Source organism: Streptomyces sp. NPDC044106, assembly GCF_056433985.1.
Genome location: NZ_JBWKFZ010000009.1, coordinates 220,520 through 236,981, shown reverse-complemented (window position 1 = coordinate 236,981; position 16,462 = coordinate 220,520). Strand labels below are relative to the sequence as shown.

Sequence of the window (16,462 nt, the reverse complement as noted above, 5' to 3'; positions counted from 1 at the left end):
AACGGCCTTGCTGGACCGGCGGCCATCCCATCGCCCCGCTCGCGTCCGGCACTTGGCCGCTTCCATCCGGTGACGCGCGTAGTCGGAATGAGGCATGCCGGAATCTAATCTTCCACTTTCCGGTGAACCGGGGAGGCCCCCGTCCCCTCGGTCTCACTCGCCCGTATGCGCACCTTGCCAAGCAGCTTCCGGCCGGGCCCAGGATCCGTATTCTCTGGATCATGGCCGCTCCCCTCGCATATGCACTCATCGCCACTGACCTGGACGGGACGCTGCTGCGCGGCGACGACACGGTCTCGGACCGGTCAAGGCGGGCACTGGCCGCCGTGGGGGAGCAGGGTGCCCGGCACCTCGTAGTGACCGGCCGCCCCGCGCCGCGGGTGCGGCCCCTCTTCGACGCGCTCGGCTACGACGGCCTCGCCGTCTGCGGCCAGGGGGCCCAGCTGTACGACGCGGGGGCGGACCGGATGGCGTGGTCGGTGACGCTGGAGCGCGAGCTCGGCGAGACCGCGCTCGGCAAGATCGAGGCCGAGGTCGGGCAGGTCTACGCGGCGGTGGACCAGGACGGCGTGGACGGTCTCACGCTCATCGAGCCGGGGTACGAGATGCCGCACCCCACCCTCCCCGCGGTCCGGGTGCCCGCCCGTGACGTGCTGTGGGAGGAGCCCATCAGCAAGGTGCTGTTGCGCCATCCTTCGCTGGCGGACGACGAGTTGGCGGCGGTGGCGCGGGACGCGGTGGGCTCGCTCGCGACGGTGACCATGTCGGGGCCCGGCACGGTCGAGCTCCAGCCGTGCGGGGTGACCAAGGCGACCGGGCTCGCGCTGGCCGCCGAACGGCTCGGCCTGACGGCCGCGGACACGATCGCCTTCGGGGACATGCCCAATGACATCCCCATGTTCCTGTGGGCGGCGCACGGCGTGGCCATGGCCAACGCGCACGACGAACTCAAGGCGGTGTCCGACGAGTTGGCCCTCTCGAACGAGGACGACGGCGTGGCCGTGGTCCTCGAACGCCTCCTGGGCAGGACCTAGGGTCTGTCTTTCGGATCAGGCCGGACTTGGGTGACCTTGCCTTGGGTGGGGCTTGAGCGGGGTCTGGTGCGTGCAGCTGCAAGGCGGAGGAGGGCGGCAACGCGGAGCGTTGGCAACCGACGACAACGCCGCAGATGTGCGTACCAGGCCCCGCGACCCTGGACAGATCCGAAAGACAGGCCCTAGCCCGCCGTCCGCCGGATCCGCTTCTCCCAGGTCCGGTGGAAGACGACCTCGGCGCCCTCCCGGCACACCACCTCGTCCGAGGTGATGAAGTCCGCGGCGTCGCAGGTGATCTCCGAGCGCGTCTCGACCGTCACGTCCCAGCCGAGTTCGGGCCGGTGCAGGCGGATCGTCCAGTCCGAGCGGGTGCGGGCGCTCAGCGGGTCGTCCTCCTGGATCGTGTACGTCTCCAGCGCGTCCTCGGTGAACTCCAGGCCGTCGGGGTACACGCGCGTGCCGCCGTGGCGCGGGTCGACCTCAAGACGCCACTCGCCCTTGGCGACATCGCGTACGACCAGGCGCTCGGGCCGCTGCTCGTCCAGGGTGGCGGGGTGGGCCGCGCCCAGCGGCTCCGACTGCTCCGGTGGCTCGAAGGTGACCGAGGGGTCCAAGTCGCCCTCGTGCACCGGCAGTTCGAGCGAGCTGCCCACCGGGTCGAGGGCGAAGCCCACCGAGTCCGCCTGCGGCCAGATCCACGGCCAGTACGCGGAGGAGACCGCGAGGCGGATGCGGTGGCCCGCCGGGAAGGTGTGGCCGATGCCGTTGAGCTCGAAGGTGACGTCCTCGGTGGCGCCGAGCGGCCAGGCGTCCGCGCGGTCCCTGCCGTTGCGGGCGGAGAGGTTGAGCACGCCCCGGGTGACCAGGGTGGAGGAGCCGTCCGGTGCGACGTCGCAGACGCGGGCGACCGCCTGGCCGTACGGCACGTCCATCCGCAGCCGCAGCGTCACCCTGGGGCGCCCCAGTACCCGTACCCGCGAAGGCACCTCGAACTCGAAGCACGCCGACTTCGCGTCCTCGGCCCGCTGGTCCGGCGGCAGGTCCGCGTCGTTGCCGAAGGGGCAGAAGCGGCCCGCGTCAAGGCCCGTGTGCTGGGGCGAGCCGACGACGACGGGGGTGCCCTGGAGGGCGTACGCGACGGGCGTGACGTGGGGGGACGGCCAGGACGGGTCGCCCACCCAGCCGCCGCTCAGCTCCGGGTGGACCGTCGCCGGCGGGTGCGAGTCGCTGATCCAGGAGCGGAGCTTCGGCTCGGCCATCACCCCGGTGTCGACGCCCTTGAGGTGGTGGTCCCACCAGCGCAGAGTCTCCTGGAGGAAGCCGATCGCCGGGCCCGGCGGCAGGCCGCGGTCCGGGTACTGGTGCGACCAGGGGCCGATCAGGCCGCGTACCCGGTCGTCGGGGAGGTGCTCGACCAGGCGCAGCACCGTGTCGCGGTACGGGTCGTGCCAGCCGCCGACCGCGAGGACGGCCGCGCCGATCGCGGAGTAGTCCTCGCAGGCGCTGCCGTGGCGCCAGTAGTCGTCGCGGGTCTGGTGGTCCAGCCAGGTGTGGATGAGGGGCTCGACGGCGGCCAGGCGCGTCAGCCACATCTCGCGCCACGCGTCGCCGACGAAGTACGGGTCGGGCGGGCGCGAGACGAACGCCAGCATCGTCGCCGCCCACGCGTGCATGTCGACCGCGAGGACGGAGCCGCCCATGTAGTGCACGTCGTTGTCGTAGCGGTCGTCGGCCGAGCAGACCGTGACGACGGCCTTGAGCGGCTCGGGGCCGAGTGCCGCGATCTGGAGGGAGTTGAAGCCGCCCCAGGAGATGCCGAACATGCCGACCTTGCCGTTCGACCAGTCCTGCGCGGCCAGCCAGTGGACCACCTCGATGCCGTCGGCCAGCTCCTGCGCCGAGTACTCGTCGGTGGGCAGCCCCTCGCTGTTGCCGTGGCCGCGGACGTCGACGCGCACGGAGGCGTAGCCGTGGCCCGCGTACCAGGGGTGGCGCTGCCAGTCGCACGGCGCCGTCCAGTCGCTGAGGCGGTAGGGGAGGTACTCCAGGAGCACAGGTACGGGCTCGTCGGTGACCGGGCGCCACACGCGCGCGTAGAGCTTGGTCCCGTCGGCGAGGGGTACGCGGATGTCCTCGCGGGTCGTCTCGTACGGGAAGGAGTCGCGGATCTGCATGAGTGCAACCTCAGTGGACGGGTCTCCCGGTCGTTACGGTTCTTCCGGCGCGGGGCGGTCTTCCGGCGTGGGGCGGTCCTCCGGCGTGGGATGGTCTTGTGGCACAGATCGGTCTTCCCGGGCTTATGGGCCGATCACACTGATCACGAACATACCGGTGCGCCCTGTCCGCCGCGCGGCCTGGCCCGCGGAGGCGGTGACAGAGGCCCGCGCCAGGCTCTCACCAGGCCCTCACCAGCGCGGCGGCGTGCGACGGGCGGGCAGGTGCTCGCCGTGATCGAAAGTGGACCGGATACGCTGACTTGAGTGATGGCAGCGACACATCGACAAACCCGTGTCATCGACCGAGATCCAATGATCGACCGAGTTGGCCATGTGATCGTCAGCAGACAGGAGAACCTCTCGTGACCGTCGTCGGGCCTTTCGGGCTGAGCGTGCGGGACCAGGCTCTCGAAGCCGATGTCCAGGTCGGGTTGACGGCTGTCGAGGAGGGACTGCTCGAGGCCACCAAGAGCGAGGTGCCCTTCATCACCGAGGCCGCCCAGCACCTCGTCCGTGCCGGGGGCAAGCGTTTCCGCCCGCTGCTCGTGATGCTCGCCGCCCAGTTCGGCGACCCGTACGCGCCGGGGATCGTGCCGTCCGCCGTGGTCGTCGAGCTGACGCACCTCGCGACGCTGTACCACGACGACGTGATGGACGACGCCGAGGTGCGCCGCGGCGTCGAGAGCGCCAACCAGCGCTGGGGGAACTCCGTCGCCGTCCTGACCGGCGACTTCCTCTTCGCCCGCGCCTCCTACATCCTGGCCGACCTCGGCCCGGAGGCCGTCCGCATCCAGGCGGAGGCCTTCGAGCGCCTGGTCACCGGCCAGATTTTGGAGACCGCGGGCCCCTCCGAGGGGCGCGACCCGGTCGACCACTACCTCGACGTGCTCCGCGGCAAGACCGGCTCGCTGGTCGCCGTGGCCTGCCGGTTCGGCGCGATGATGTCGGGCGCCGACGAATCCGTCGTGAGCGTGCTCACGCAGTACGGCGAGCGGCTCGGCGTCGCCTTCCAGCTCGCCGACGACGTGCTCGACATCGCGTCCGACTCGCACGAGTCGGGCAAGACGCCGGGCACGGACCTGCGCGAGGGCATCCCCACCCTGCCGGTGCTGCGCCTTCGCGAGCGGGCCGCGCGGCTCGGCCTCGCCGAGGACATCGCCCTGTGCGAGCTGCTCGACTCCGACCTCACCGACGACTCACGGCACGCCGAGGTGCTGACCCGGCTGCGCGAGCACCCCGCGCTGGAGCACGCCCGCCGGGACACCGTGTGCTACGCGGAGAGCGCGCGGGCCGCGCTGGGCCCGCTGCCGGACGGCGACGCGAAGGCGTCCCTGATCGAGCTCTGCGACCTGGTGGTGCACCGGGCGGGCTGACGCCTCCCGCTCCCGGGTCCGTGCCGGACCCGCCGGTCGGCGTGCCCGTCCCCTACTGGTCGGGGGAGAAATGGCCCCTCCATGTCATCCCAGGGCAGTACATGGAGTTGCGCCCGGGGTCTGACGCTTCTGGTCGGCCGATTTGGTCGGATGGATCCCGGAAGAGAACCACCACTCCTGACCAATTCGGGTGAGAATGGCGGCACAGGGTGGACGAGGGCACGTACAGGGAAGGCCGCCGCCGACCACGGAGGTAAGGCAGACAATGGCACCGTACGAACCGGAGAAGGACACCGGCGAGACCGGCGAACCGCGCGCCGCCCGCCGCAAGGCGGCCCGTTACGCGGTCCCGATCGCGGTGGCGGGGGTGGCGGCGGCGACCATCGGGCTCGTACCGGCGCTCGCCACGTCGGGCGACCCGGACCTGCCGAAGGTCACCGCGCAGGAGCTCATCGAGAAGATCGCCGCGTCGGACACCCAGCAGCTGTCCGGCAACGTCAAAATCAGCACTGACCTGGGCCTTCCGTCGATCGGCGGCATGGCGGGCGGCTTCGGCGCGGGCGCCGGCGGTGGGGACCGCGGCGAGGACGGCGACCGCGGTGGCTCGGCCGCCGACCCCAGGAGCAAGCTGATGGAGCTGGCGTCCGGCACGCACACGCTGCGCGTCGCGGCCGAAGGCCCCGACAAGCAGAAGGTGTCCGTCCTGGAGGACGCCGCCGAGTACAGCATGATCCACAACGGCGACGACGTGTGGGCGTACGACAGCGCGTCGAACGAGGCCTACCACGCGAAGGACGCGGGCGCCTCCCGGGACGAGCGCACCAAGGGCGGCCGGGAGATACCCAAGGAGCTGCCCACCACCCCCAAGGAATTCGCCGAGCAGGCCCTGAAGGCGGCGGACGGCACCACGTCCGTGCAGGTCGACGGCACCGCGCAGGTCGCGGGCCGCGACGCGTACCGCCTGGTGATCAAGCCGAAGCAGGCCGGCTCGACGGTCGGCCGGATCACGGTTGCCGTGGACGAGAAGACCGGCACGCCGCTCAAGTTCACGCTGACCCCGGCATCCGGCGGCGCGGCCGTCGTCGACGCGGGCTTCACGAAGGTCGACTTCGGCAAGCCGTCCGCGTCCACGTTCGACTTCACGCCGCCCAAGGGCACGAAGGTGACCGAGGCCGACGAGCACGCCGAGCGGGGCCGCGGCTTCGGGAAGGGCGGCAAGCACGGCAAGGAGTTCGCCGAGGGGGACCTCAACGGCCCGAAGATCATCGGCAAGGGCTGGAACTCCATCGCCGAGCTGAAGCTGCCGGGCGGCCGGGGGCTGCCGACGGCCGGCTCGGGCGACGTCCCGCCGGACGCGCAGAAGCTGCTCGACTCGCTGGGCGACCAGGTCAACGGCGAGTTCGGCTCCGGCACGGTCTTCTCGACCCGCCTGATCAACGCCCTCATCACCGACGACGGCAAGGTCTACGTGGGCGCGGTCACCAAGGACGCGCTGGTCAAGGCGGCGAACGAGGCGCACTGACGGTGCTGCGGATGGCCTGGGGCCACTAGACCCGGGGTCACTGGGCGTACGGCGGATGGAAGGTGCCGACAGGGTGCCTTCCATCCGTCTCGTGGAACGACGGGAGGGCAGCGTGCCGGGCACCAGCGGCACTTCGGCGGAAGAGGCTTCCGCTTGGACGGGGGACGACCCGAGCGCGCACGTCATCGAGACGCACGCGCTCACCAAGCGCTACGGCAAGCACCTCGCCGTCGACCGGCTCGACCTCACCGTCCCCGAAGGCAGCGTCTTCGGCTTCCTCGGGCCGAACGGCTCGGGCAAGACGACCACCATCCGCATGCTGATGGGCCTCATCGAGCCGACCTCCGGCCACGCCCGGGTGCTCGGCCGCACCATGCCGCGCGCCGCCCGCACCGTCCTGCCGCACGTGGGCGCGCTGATCGAGGGCCCCGCCCTCTACGGCTTCCTGTCGGGCCGCGACAACCTGCTGCGGTACGACTCCGCGGACCCGAACGCCGATCCGCGGACCCGCCGGGCGCGCGCCGAGGCGGCCCTGGACCGGGTCGGGCTCACCGCGGCCGCGGGCAAGAAGGCGAAGGCGTACTCCCTCGGCATGAAGCAGCGGCTCGGGCTCGCCGCCGCGCTGCTCCAGCCGCGCAGGCTCCTCGTCCTGGACGAGCCGACGAACGGCCTGGACCCGCAGGGCATGCGGGAGATCCGCACGCTGGTGCGGGAGCTGGCGGCGGAGGGCACGACGGTCTTCCTCTCCTCGCACCTCCTCGACGAGATCGAGCAGGTCTGCACGCACGCCGCCGTGATGACCCGGGGCCGCCTGATCACCCAGGGCCCGGTCGCCGACCTCGCGGCGGGCGCGCGCGGCAGGCTCGTCGTGACGACACCGGACACGGGCGACGCCGCCCGCGTCCTCAAGGAGCAGGGCGTGACGGATCTCGTCGTGACGGAGGACAGGGTGACGGGCGAACCGCCGGGCCCGGACGCGACGGGCCAGGACGTGGAACTGGCCGGGCTGAACGCCGCACTGGTCGCCGCGGACGTCCGCGTACGCGGCTTCGGGCTCGAACGGGCCTCGCTTGAGGACGCGTTCGTGGCGCTGACGGGGGAGGGCTTCGATGTCGCGGGCTGAGGCGGTGGAGGTGACCGGGACGGCGGCGGCCGAGGGCGTGCGGGAGCCGCGGCGGATCTGGACCCTGGGCCTGTTCCGCAGCGAGCTCACGATCACCTTCCGTCGCTGGCGGACCCTCGCGCTGCTCGGGGTGCTCGCCGCCGTGCCGATCCTCGTCGGTGTCGCCGTCAGGATCGAGACCAGCGACGGCTCCACGATCGGCGGGGGCGGCGGCGAAGGCGGGCCCGCCTTCATCGCGCAGATCACCAACAACGGCCTGTTCCTGGTCTTCACCGCGCTCGCCGCGACGCTGCCGTTCTTCCTGCCGATGGCGATCGGCGTCATCGCGGGTGACGCCGTCGCGGGGGAGGCGAGCGCGGGCACGCTGCGCTACCTGCTCGTCGCGCCCGCGGGGCGGACCCGGCTGCTTCTCGTCAAGTACGCGACCACGCTGACGTTCTGCCTGGTCGCGACCCTGGTCGTGGCCGCGTCCGCGCTCGCGACCGGCGCGCTGCTCTTCCCGCTCGGCGAGGTCACCACGATCTCCGGCACCCGCATGAGCTTCGGCGAAGGGCTGCTGCGGGCCCTGCTGATCGCGCTCGTCGTCGCCGTGTCACTGGTCGGCGTGGCGGCGCTCGGCCTGTTCGTGTCGACGCTCACCAGCAGCGGCATCGCGGCGATGGCGACGACCGTCGGCCTGCTGATCACGGTCCAGATCCTCGACCAGATCCCGCAGCTGCACGGCCTGCACCCGTACTTCTTCTCGCACTACTGGCTGTCCTTCGCCGACCTGATGCGCGAGCCCGTCTACTGGTCGGACATCATCAAGAACCTGGAGATGCAGGGCCTGTACGCGGCCGTGTTCGGCTCGGCGGCGTGGGCGCGGTTCGGGGCGAAGGACATCATGGCGTGACGGTCGCCGTGGCGTGAGAGTCACCCTGGCGTGCGGTTCGCCCCGTGACTACGCCTCCTTGTCGTACGGGAAGCGGGCGAGCGGCGGGTCCTGCGCGAAGAACGTCTTGGCGCGCGCCAGTGCCTCGGTGTCCTTGAGGACGTGGCCGGGCCTCGTGCCGTTGCCGAGCAGGACGCCGCCGAACCGCATGGGGAAGAAGGCGGCCGTGTTGCGCAAGGTGCCGATCAGCGGGTCCGCCACCTCCTCCTCGCGGTGCGCGAGGGCGGTCACACCCCACAGGGTCCGGCCCTTCAGCGTCTCCTTGAAGGAGATCTCCGGGGTCTCCAGCCACGCGTCCCAGTAGTCGAGGTAGCGCTTGACGGTGGCCGACAGCGAGTACCAGTACAGCGGCGACACGATGACGATGTCCGTGGCCTCCAGGGTGGCGTCGAGGAGCAGCGCCTCGTTGCCGTCGGCGGGGCGGGTGCGGGCCCGCGGCCGGGTCTCGTCGTGGCGCAGGTCGGCGAAGTCGGGCAGCGGCAGACCGGCCAGGTCCAGCCAGCGCTGCTCGACGTCCGGCGGGAGCTGCTCGGCGGCCGCGCGGGCCAGGATCTCGGTGTTGCCCTCGGGACGGGCGCTGCCGAGTACGAAGAGGAACTTGCGGATCATGGGATCCCCCTGGAATCGCTTGCCGAGTCGCCTGCCAACGGCGATTACTTGCACGCGCACTATATGCACGCGCAAGCAATGCCGTCCAGGGGTTACCGCGGGCCCCTGCTCGGAGAGCTCCGCTCAGGGGCCGCAGGGGGTGCCGACTAGGAGGAGAGCCCCCACACCGCGTACGCGATCGCGTCGCTGTTGCGGTCGAGCGCCGTCCCGTCGATGTTCGACGCCCCGTCGCAGGACGAGTGGTAGCACTTGTCGAACGCCTCGCCCGCCGTGCCGCCCCACTTCTGCGCCTGCGCGGCCGACTTGGTGGTCTCGGCGCCGGTGAAGATGCCGCCGACGGGGATGCCCGCCTGCTGGAACGGCGCGTGGTCGGAGCGGCCGTCGCCCTCGTCGTCCGGCTCCGTCGTCACGTTCAGGCCCGCGTAGTAGTCCTTGAACGTCTTCTCGATCGTGGGGTCGTCGTCGTAGACGAAGTAGCCGGCGTTCGGGGAGCTGATCATGTCGAAGTTCAGATAGCCGCTGATCTTCGAACGGTCGCCGCCGGCCAGGCTGTCGACGTAGTGCGAGGAGCCGACCAGGCCGACCTCCTCGGCGCCCCACCAGGCGAACCGCAGGTGCTTGGTGGGCTTGTACTGCTCGCGGGCCACGGTGAGCGCGGTCTCCAGGACGGCGGCGGAGCCGGAGCCGTTGTCGTTGATGCCGGGGCCCTCGGAGACGCTGTCGAGGTGGGCGCCCGCCATGACGACCTTGCCGTCGTCACCGCCCGGCCAGTCGGCGATCAGGTTGTAGCCGGTCTCGCCGCTCGCCGTGAACTTCTGTACGGAGGTGGTGAATCCGGCGGCGTCGAGCTTGCCCTTGATGTGGTCGATGGAGGCCTTGTATCCGGCGCTGCCGTGCGCGCGGTTGCCGCCGTTGGCGTCCGCTATGGACTGCAGGTCGGCGAGGTGGGCCTTGACGTTTTCGACGGATATGTCGGGTGCGGCGGCGGCCTGAGGGGCGGGCGCCGCGGTCGATGTCGCGTGGGTGGCGAGGAGTCCGGCGACGGCTATGGCTGCGGCCGCGGCGGTACGTCCGGGTACGGAGAGGTTCATGTGGGGGGAGCTCCGGTTTCCGTGTTCCATGGATGGCGTACGAACTCACGTGTGTGGGGCGTGAGTTCGGAGTTGCCTGATGGTGCTCGGGAGCCGGATGAGACGTCAAGACCGCAAAACGGACAGGGGGTTCCGCATAGCGGCCACGCCTGCCTAGTGGACGCAGAACTCGTTGCCCTCGGGGTCCTTCATGATCACCCACTCGCCGCCGGGCTCCGCGACGTGCCGCTCCACGGCGGCACCCAGCGCTTCGAGGCGGGCCACCTCGTCGGCGCGGCGGCCCGGTGCCGTGTGCACGTCGAGGTGCAGCCGGTTCTTGCCCGACTTCGGCTCGGGCACGCGCTGGAAGAGGATGCGGCGGCCCAGGCCCGTGCCGCTCTGCTCGTCGTACGGGTCGTCGGGGTGTCGGACGGCGATGAGGTCGCGCCAGGCGCGGCGGCCGCGGAACTCGACGGTCGCGGCCTCCGGCGCCGCGCCGACGCCGAGGAGCCGGTCGATCAGCGCGCTGTTGTCCTCGACCTCGTACCCCAGCGTCCCGGCCCAGAAGACGGCCTGGGCGTGCGGGTCCGAGGCGTCGATGACGAGCTTCCAGTGCAGAGTGGTCATGGTGACCAGTTGTATCGGTCAGGTGATGAGGACGCACGGATTCCGGCTCACCCCCGGCTCACCCCCGGCTCACCAGGGGCGAGTTGGGCGCGTGAGCCGTCAGGCCGCGGGCTCCCGCGCGCCCGGAACGGCGGCGGTGGAGGCGGCGGCCGCCTCCCTTGCCGCGGCGACCCGCACCGCGTTCCGCCGGGCCGTACGCAACGCGTCCCAGGTCAGAAGCGTGAGCGCCAGCCATACGAGGGCGAAGCCCGCCCACCGCTCGGGCGGCATCGCCTCGTGGAAGTACAGGATGCCGAGGACGAACTGGAACATCGGCGCCATGTACTGGAGCAGCCCCAGGGTGGAGAGCGGCACGCGGATCGCCGCGGCGCCGAAGCAGACCAGCGGCGCGGCGGTCACCACACCCGTGGCTGCGAGCAGCGCCGCATGCCCGGCTCCCCGCGTGCCGAAGACGATGTCGCCCTGCGTGGCGATCCACACCAGGTAGCCGAGGGCGGGCACGAACTGCACGGCGGTCTCGGCGGCGAGCGACTCCAGGCCGCCGAGGTTGACCTTCTTCTTCACCAGGCCGTACGCCGCGAAGGTGAAGGCGAGGCAGATCGAGATCCACGGCGGCCTGCCGTACCCGAAGGCGAGCACGAGCACGGCCGTGACGCCGATGCCGACCGCCGCCCACTGCACGGGCCGCAGCCGTTCGCCGAGCAGCAGGACGCCCAGGGCGATGGTGACCAGCGGATTGATGAAGTAGCCGAGGGAGGCCTCGACGACGTGGCCGGAGTTCACGGCCCAGATGTAGACGCCCCAGTTGAGGGTGATGACCGAGGCGGCGACCACCACCAGGCCCAGCCTGCGCGGCTGGCGCAGCAGCTCCCGGGCCCAGCCCCAGCGCCGTACGCAGAGCAACGCGATGCCGACCACGACGAGGGACCAGACCATCCGGTGGGCGAGGATCTCGGCGGCGCCGGCCGGTTTGAGGAGGGGCCAGAAGAGCGGGATGAGCCCCCACATGCCGTACGCCGCGAAGCCGTTCAGCAACCCGACGCGCTGCTCACTCCCGGACTTCCCGCCTGCTCCGCTGTCCACGGCCCCTCCTAGCTACGAGGCAGCCCGCGCTGCCGCACCGAAGGTAGCGCCGGAACCCCGCACCTGTCATGCCTGTATCGCAGTGACACTCATGACGCACGAGGCCCCCGAATTCACGAAGTGCGCGAATTCACGAAGCCCGCGAATTCTTGAGCTGCCCGCCGCTCGCCGCCCGACGCCCCGGGGGAGCAGTGGCACTCAGAGCCTGTGTCATATCCCCGGCCGGGTGGTCGTCGTCTGGCACGCACGATCGCCGCGTTGCCGAAAAGCCCTAGTAGCTCCTCCCCCAGGCCTGAAGGGCCCGGGGGGACCCCCACCGAGGACTTCCCGGCGCCTTGCGATCGCACGCACCAGACGACGCCCACTGATCCGACCGGGGATATGACACAGGCTCTCAGCCCCGCAGTGCCGCCGCCACCGCCTCGCCGATCCCCGAGGTGGGCCGCCCGATCAGCCGGGCCAGCTCCCCGCTCGTCCCCGCGAGGCGCCCCCGCCCGATAGCCGCATCGACGTCGACGAGGAGCGCCGCCATCGGCTCCGGCACGCCCGCGCCGGTCAGCACGGAGAGGTGCTGCTCGGCGGGGACGTTCACGTACGAGATGTCCTTGCCGCTCTGCTTCGCGACCTCGGCGGCGTACTCCGCGAGGCTCCACGCGACGTCGCCGCTCAGCTCGTAGACCCGGCCCTCGTGGCCCTCGCCGGTCAGCACGGCGACGGCGGCCGCGGCGTAGTCGGCGCGCGAGGCGGAGGCGACCCGGCCCTCGCCCGCGGAGCCGACGACGGCGCCGTGCTCAAGGACCGGGGCGAGGTGCTCGGTGTAGTTCTCGTGGTACCAGCCGTTGCGCAGGAAGGTGTGGGGCAGGCCGGAGTCGAGGATCAGCTGCTCGGTCACCTTGTGCTCGGCCGCCAGGTCGAAGTCGGCGTCGGGGCCGCCGAGGATTCCGGTGTACGCGAGGAGCGCGACGCCCGCCTCGCGCGCCGCGTCGACGACCGCGCGGTGCTGCGGCACCCGGCGCCCGACCTCGCTGCCGGAGATGAGCAGAACGCGGTCGCCGGCGGCGAAGGCGCCGCGCAGGGTCTCGGGGGCGTTGTAGTCGGCGATCCGCAGCTCCACGCCGCGCTCGGCGAGGTCGGCGGCCCGCTCCTTGTCGCGTACGACGGCCGCGATCTCCGCGGCCGGGACGCGGGCGTCGAGCAGCCCCTGGACGACGAGGCGGCCGAGGTTTCCGGTGGCTCCGGTGACGACGATGCTCATGGGAGGAATCTCCGTTGTGACTAGTTGCGACGATTAAGGCTTATGACGATTACGGCTTATTACGACTCGTTACGGTCGATCTGCCACCCACCCTAGAGACAGCGCTAACTTTCCGTAAGTACCCACTTTGAAGTAAGGTACTGGCATGGATGTAAGTGACTGGGCCGTGCGCGAGGAGATGTGCCCGCACCGTCTCGTTCTGGAGCACGTCACGAGCCGCTGGGGCGTCCTCGTCCTGATCGCCCTGGAGGAGCGCTCGTACCGGTTCAGTGAGCTGCGCCGCCAGATCGGCCGCGTCAGCGAGAAGATGCTGGCCCAGACCCTGCAGATCCTGGAGCGCGACGGCCTGGTGCACCGCGACGCGAAGCCGGTCATCCCGCCCCGCGTCGACTACTCCCTCACGGAGCTCGGCCGCGAGGCCGCCGAGCAGGTCAGGGCCCTCGCGTCGTGGACGGAGCGGCGCATGGACGACGTGCAGAAGGCGCGCCGGGCATACGACGGGGCCCGGTCCTGACGAGCAGAACCGGGCCCCGGGGGGAAAGCGGCGGCCGTACTAGCCGACGACCGTCCAGGTGTCCTTGCCCGCGAGGAGCGTGGCGAGGTCGCCCTTGCCGTTCTGTTCGATGGCGCTGTCGAGCTGGTCGGCCATGAGCGTGTCGTAGACCGGGCGTTCGACGCTGCGCAGGACGCCGATCGGGGTGTGGTGCAGCGTGTCGGGATCGGCGAGCCGGGAGAGCGCGAAGGCCGTGGTCGGCGACGTGGAGTGCGCGTCGTGGACCAGGATGTCGGCCTCGTTCTCCGGCGTGACCGCGACGACCTTGAGGTCACCCGTCTCCGCGTCGCGCACGACGCCCTTCGAACGCTCGGCGCCGAAGCGGATCGGCTGCCCGTGCTCCAGGCGGATCACCGCGTCCTCGGCCTGCTGCTTGTCCTTGAGGACCTCGAAGGCGCCGTCGTTGAAGATATTGCAGTTCTGGTAGATCTCCACCAGCGCGGTGCCGGGGTGCGCGGCGGCCTCGCGCAGCACCGACGTGAGGTGCTTGCGGTCGGAGTCCACCGTCCTGGCCACGAACGACGCCTCGGCGCCGATGGCGAGCGAGACCGGGTTGAAGGGCGCGTCCAGGGACCCCATCGGCGTCGACTTGGTGATCTTGCCGACCTCGGAGGTCGGGCTGTACTGGCCCTTGGTGAGGCCGTAGATCCGGTTGTTGAACAGCAGGATCTTGAGGTTCACGTTGCGGCGCAGGGCGTGGATGAGGTGGTTGCCGCCGATGGACAGCGCGTCGCCGTCACCGGTGACCACCCATACGCTCAGGTCGCGCCGCGAGGAGGCGAGGCCGGTGGCGATGGCCGGGGCGCGGCCGTGGATGGAGTGCATCCCGTACGTGTTCATGTAGTACGGGAAGCGGGAGGAGCAGCCGATCCCGGAGACGAAGACGATGTTCTCCTTGGCCAGACCCAGCTCGGGCATGAAGCCCTGCACGGCCGCCAGCACGGCGTAGTCCCCGCAGCCGGGGCACCACCGCACCTCCTGGTCGGACTTGAAGTCCTTCATGGACTGCTCGGCCTCGGCCTTGGGCACCAGGGAGAGCGCGTCGATCGTGCTCCCGGACCCCTCTGATCCGACCGCTGATCCGCCCGTTTTCGTGTCAGCCATCGATGGCCTCCTTGAGAGCCGTGGCGAGCTGCTCGGCCTTGAACGGCATTCCGTTGACCTGGTTGTACGAGACGGCGTCCACCAGATACTTCGCACGGACCAGCGTGGCGAGCTGACCGAGGTTCATCTCGGGGACCACCACCTTGTCGTAACGCGCGAGGATGTCGCCGAGGTTCCGCGGGAACGGGTTGAGGTTGCGCAGATGGGCCTGCGCGATGGATTCGCCCGCGGCCCGCAGCCGGCGGACCGCCGCGGTGATCGGCCCGTACGTCGACCCCCAGCCGAGGACGAGCGTGTCGGCGTCACCGCTCGCGTCGTCGACCTCCAGGTCGGGCACCTCGATGCCGTCGACCTTGGCCTGCCGGGTGCGGACCATGAAGTCGTGGTTGGCCGGGTCGTAGGAGATGTTGCCCGTGCCGTCCTGCTTCTCGATGCCGCCGATGCGGTGCTCCAGACCCGGCGTGCCCGGGATGGCCCACGGGCGGGCCAGCGTCTGCGGATCGCGCTTGTAGGGCCAGAAGGTCTCGGTGCCGTCGACGTCGGTGTGGTTGGGACCCGAAGCGAACTGGACGCGCAGGTCGGGCAGTTCGTCGACCTCCGGGATGCGCCAGGGTTCCGAGCCGTTGGCCAGGTAGCCGTCGGAGAGCAGGAACACCGGCGTCCGGTACGTCACCGCGATGCGGGCCGCCTCCAGCGCCGCGTCGAAGCAGTCGGCCGGCGTCTTCGGCGCCACGATCGGCACCGGCGCCTCGCCGTTGCGCCCGTACATCGCCTGGAGCAGGTCGGCCTGCTCGGTCTTGGTCGGCAGGCCGGTGCTGGGGCCGCCGCGCTGGATGTCGACGACGAGCAGCGGGAGTTCGAGGCTGACGGCCAGGCCGATGGTCTCCGACTTCAGCGCCACACCGGGACCGGAGGTCGTCGTCACCGCGAGGGACCCGCCGAACGCGGCGCCCAGCGCCGCGCCGATGCCTGCGATCTCGTCCTCGGCCTGGAAGGTGCGCACGCCGAAGTTCTTGTGCCTGGACAGCTCGTGCAGGATGTCCGAGGCCGGGGTGATGGGGTAACTGCCCAGGTAGAGCGGCAGGTCCGCCTGGCGGCTCGCCGCGATCAGGCCGTACGACAGGGCCAGGTTCCCCGAGATGTTGCGGTAGGTGCCGGTCGTGAACGCCTGCGACGCCGGGGCCACTTCGTAGGAGACCGCGAAGTCCTCGGTGGTCTCGCCGAAGTTCCACCCCGCGTGGAACGCCGCGATGTTCGCCTCGGCGATCTCCGGGCGCTTGGCGAACTTGGTCCGCAGGAACTTCTCGGTTCCCTCGGTCGGCCGGTGGTACATCCACGAGAGCAGACCGAGCGCGAACATGTTCTTCGAACGGCCCGCGTCCTTGCGGGAGAGGTCGTACTCCTTGAGGGCCTCGACCGTCAGCGTGGTCAGCGGCACCGGGTGCACGCTGTAGCCGTCCAGGGAGCCGTCCTCCAGCGGTGAGGTGGCGTAACCGACCTTCTGCATCGCCCGCTTGGAGAACTCGTCGGTGTTGACGATGACCTCGGCGCCGCGCGGCACGTCGCCGATGTTGGCCTTCAGCGCGGCCGGGTTCATCGCCACCAGGACGTTCGGCGCGTCACCCGGCGTCAGGATGTCGTGGTCGGCGAAGTGCAGCTGGAAGGAGGACACGCCCGGGAGTGTCCCGGCGGGCGCGCGGATCTCGGCGGGGAAGTTCGGCAGCGTCGACAGGTCGTTGCCGAAGGACGCGGTCTCCGAAGTGAAACGGTCACCCGTGAGCTGCATCCCGTCACCGGAGTCACCCGCGAAACGGATGATCACCCGGTCCAGACGGCGCACGTCTTTGTCACCCGCGGGCCTGCGTGGGCCGGTGACGACTGCCCCGTCGGCCTGCTCGGCTTGGCTACTGACCTGGCTGGTCACTGAACTGGACCTCCCTCGAGGCGACTGAGCGGAATCGC

General features: G+C 70.8%; 14 protein-coding genes. 6 read left to right on the top strand and 8 right to left on the bottom strand.

Annotated features, from left to right (window positions below; all coding sequences use genetic code 11):
- Positions 1-221: 221 nt before the first annotated feature.
- Entirely contained in the window at positions 222-1,034 is an 813-nt protein-coding gene (locus AC07DI_RS18405; RefSeq protein WP_384250582.1) for an HAD family hydrolase, read from the top strand.
- A 182-nt stretch (positions 1,035-1,216) separates the two neighbouring features.
- Here the strand turns inward: AC07DI_RS18405 and AC07DI_RS18400 are convergent, their stop codons facing one another.
- The gene (locus AC07DI_RS18400) at positions 1,217-3,208 is read right to left on the bottom strand and encodes a CocE/NonD family hydrolase (protein WP_478905220.1); all 1,992 of its coding nucleotides are present in this window, start codon (positions 3,206-3,208) and stop codon (positions 1,217-1,219) included.
- A 404-nt stretch (positions 3,209-3,612) separates the two neighbouring features.
- Here AC07DI_RS18400 and AC07DI_RS18395 point away from each other — a divergent pair, with 404 nt between their 5' ends.
- The 4 genes from AC07DI_RS18395 (at position 3,613) to AC07DI_RS18380 (ending at position 8,160) form a co-directional block, all read left to right on the top strand.
- Positions 3,613-4,623, top strand: coding sequence for a polyprenyl synthetase family protein (locus AC07DI_RS18395; protein WP_478905219.1), 1,011 nt, complete (start codon positions 3,613-3,615; stop codon positions 4,621-4,623).
- Between the two features lie 265 nt (positions 4,624-4,888).
- Entirely contained in the window at positions 4,889-6,145 is a 1,257-nt protein-coding gene (locus AC07DI_RS18390) for a LolA family protein (RefSeq protein WP_478905218.1), read from the top strand.
- A 112-nt stretch (positions 6,146-6,257) separates the two neighbouring features.
- Positions 6,258-7,268, top strand: coding sequence for an ABC transporter ATP-binding protein (locus AC07DI_RS18385; protein WP_478905306.1), 1,011 nt, complete (start codon positions 6,258-6,260; stop codon positions 7,266-7,268).
- Positions 7,255-8,160: an ABC transporter permease gene (locus tag AC07DI_RS18380; protein ID WP_478905217.1), complete on the top strand. Its 906-nt coding sequence runs from the start codon at positions 7,255-7,257 to the stop codon at positions 8,158-8,160. The genes AC07DI_RS18385 and AC07DI_RS18380 overlap by 14 nt, the downstream gene beginning before the upstream one ends.
- A 48-nt stretch (positions 8,161-8,208) precedes the next feature.
- On the opposite strand, the gene AC07DI_RS18375 is transcribed toward AC07DI_RS18380, so the two are convergent.
- From AC07DI_RS18375 to AC07DI_RS18355, 5 genes are all read right to left on the bottom strand, one after another.
- A complete protein-coding gene (locus AC07DI_RS18375; RefSeq protein ID WP_478905216.1) occupies positions 8,209-8,808 on the bottom strand; it encodes a flavodoxin family protein in 600 nt (199 codons plus the stop codon).
- 146 nt (positions 8,809-8,954) lie between these two features.
- Positions 8,955-9,899 carry a M28 family metallopeptidase gene (locus AC07DI_RS18370; protein WP_478905215.1) on the bottom strand — a complete coding sequence of 315 codons (945 nt, stop codon included), beginning with the start codon at positions 9,897-9,899 and terminating at the stop codon, positions 8,955-8,957.
- Between the two features lie 153 nt (positions 9,900-10,052).
- On the bottom strand, positions 10,053-10,505 hold the full coding sequence (locus AC07DI_RS18365; protein WP_384250564.1) for a VOC family protein: 453 nt from the start codon (positions 10,503-10,505) through the stop codon (positions 10,053-10,055).
- A gap of 99 nt (positions 10,506-10,604) precedes the next feature.
- Positions 10,605-11,513, bottom strand: a complete 909-nt coding sequence (rarD, locus tag AC07DI_RS18360; protein ID WP_478905305.1) for an EamA family transporter RarD — start codon at positions 11,511-11,513, stop codon at positions 10,605-10,607.
- Between the two features lie 469 nt (positions 11,514-11,982).
- Positions 11,983-12,843 (bottom strand): SDR family oxidoreductase, encoded by an 861-nt coding sequence (locus AC07DI_RS18355; protein WP_478905214.1) that lies wholly within the window; start codon positions 12,841-12,843, stop codon positions 11,983-11,985.
- Between the two features lie 145 nt (positions 12,844-12,988).
- Between AC07DI_RS18355 and AC07DI_RS18350 the strand changes: the two genes are divergently transcribed.
- Positions 12,989-13,357, top strand: coding sequence for a winged helix-turn-helix transcriptional regulator (locus tag AC07DI_RS18350; protein WP_478905213.1), 369 nt, complete (start codon positions 12,989-12,991; stop codon positions 13,355-13,357).
- A 39-nt stretch (positions 13,358-13,396) separates the two neighbouring features.
- Here the strand turns inward: AC07DI_RS18350 and AC07DI_RS18345 are convergent, their stop codons facing one another.
- Together AC07DI_RS18345 and AC07DI_RS18340 are read right to left on the bottom strand one after the other, a co-directional pair.
- The gene (locus tag AC07DI_RS18345) at positions 13,397-14,500 is read right to left on the bottom strand and encodes a 2-oxoacid:ferredoxin oxidoreductase subunit beta (protein WP_478905212.1); all 1,104 of its coding nucleotides are present in this window, start codon (positions 14,498-14,500) and stop codon (positions 13,397-13,399) included.
- Complete coding sequence (locus tag AC07DI_RS18340; protein ID WP_478905211.1) at positions 14,493-16,424, bottom strand: 2-oxoacid:acceptor oxidoreductase subunit alpha; 1,932 nt, start codon at positions 16,422-16,424, stop codon at positions 14,493-14,495. The genes AC07DI_RS18345 and AC07DI_RS18340 overlap by 8 nt, the downstream gene beginning before the upstream one ends.
- Positions 16,425-16,462 lie beyond the last annotated feature (38 nt).

Bases quoted from the DNA above. Each gene is read 5' to 3' on its own strand.
- AC07DI_RS18405 (WP_384250582.1), top strand. From the start codon at position 222: ATGGCCGCTCCCCTCGCATATGCACTCATCGCCACTGACCTGGACGGG.
- AC07DI_RS18400 (WP_478905220.1), bottom strand. From the start codon at position 3,208: ATGCAGATCCGCGACTCCTTCCCGTACGAGACGACCCGCGAGGACATC.
- AC07DI_RS18390 (WP_478905218.1), top strand. From the start codon at position 4,889: ATGGCACCGTACGAACCGGAGAAGGACACCGGCGAGACCGGCGAACCG.
- AC07DI_RS18380 (WP_478905217.1), top strand. From the start codon at position 7,255: ATGTCGCGGGCTGAGGCGGTGGAGGTGACCGGGACGGCGGCGGCCGAG.
- AC07DI_RS18375 (WP_478905216.1), bottom strand. From the start codon at position 8,808: ATGATCCGCAAGTTCCTCTTCGTACTCGGCAGCGCCCGTCCCGAGGGC.
- AC07DI_RS18370 (WP_478905215.1), bottom strand. From the start codon at position 9,899: ATGAACCTCTCCGTACCCGGACGTACCGCCGCGGCCGCAGCCATAGCC.
- AC07DI_RS18365 (WP_384250564.1), bottom strand. From the start codon at position 10,505: ATGACCACTCTGCACTGGAAGCTCGTCATCGACGCCTCGGACCCGCAC.
- rarD (WP_478905305.1), bottom strand. From the start codon at position 11,513: ATGTGGGGGCTCATCCCGCTCTTCTGGCCCCTCCTCAAACCGGCCGGC.
- AC07DI_RS18355 (WP_478905214.1), bottom strand. From the start codon at position 12,843: ATGAGCATCGTCGTCACCGGAGCCACCGGAAACCTCGGCCGCCTCGTC.
- AC07DI_RS18350 (WP_478905213.1), top strand. From the start codon at position 12,989: ATGGATGTAAGTGACTGGGCCGTGCGCGAGGAGATGTGCCCGCACCGT.
- AC07DI_RS18345 (WP_478905212.1), bottom strand. From the start codon at position 14,500: ATGGCTGACACGAAAACGGGCGGATCAGCGGTCGGATCAGAGGGGTCC.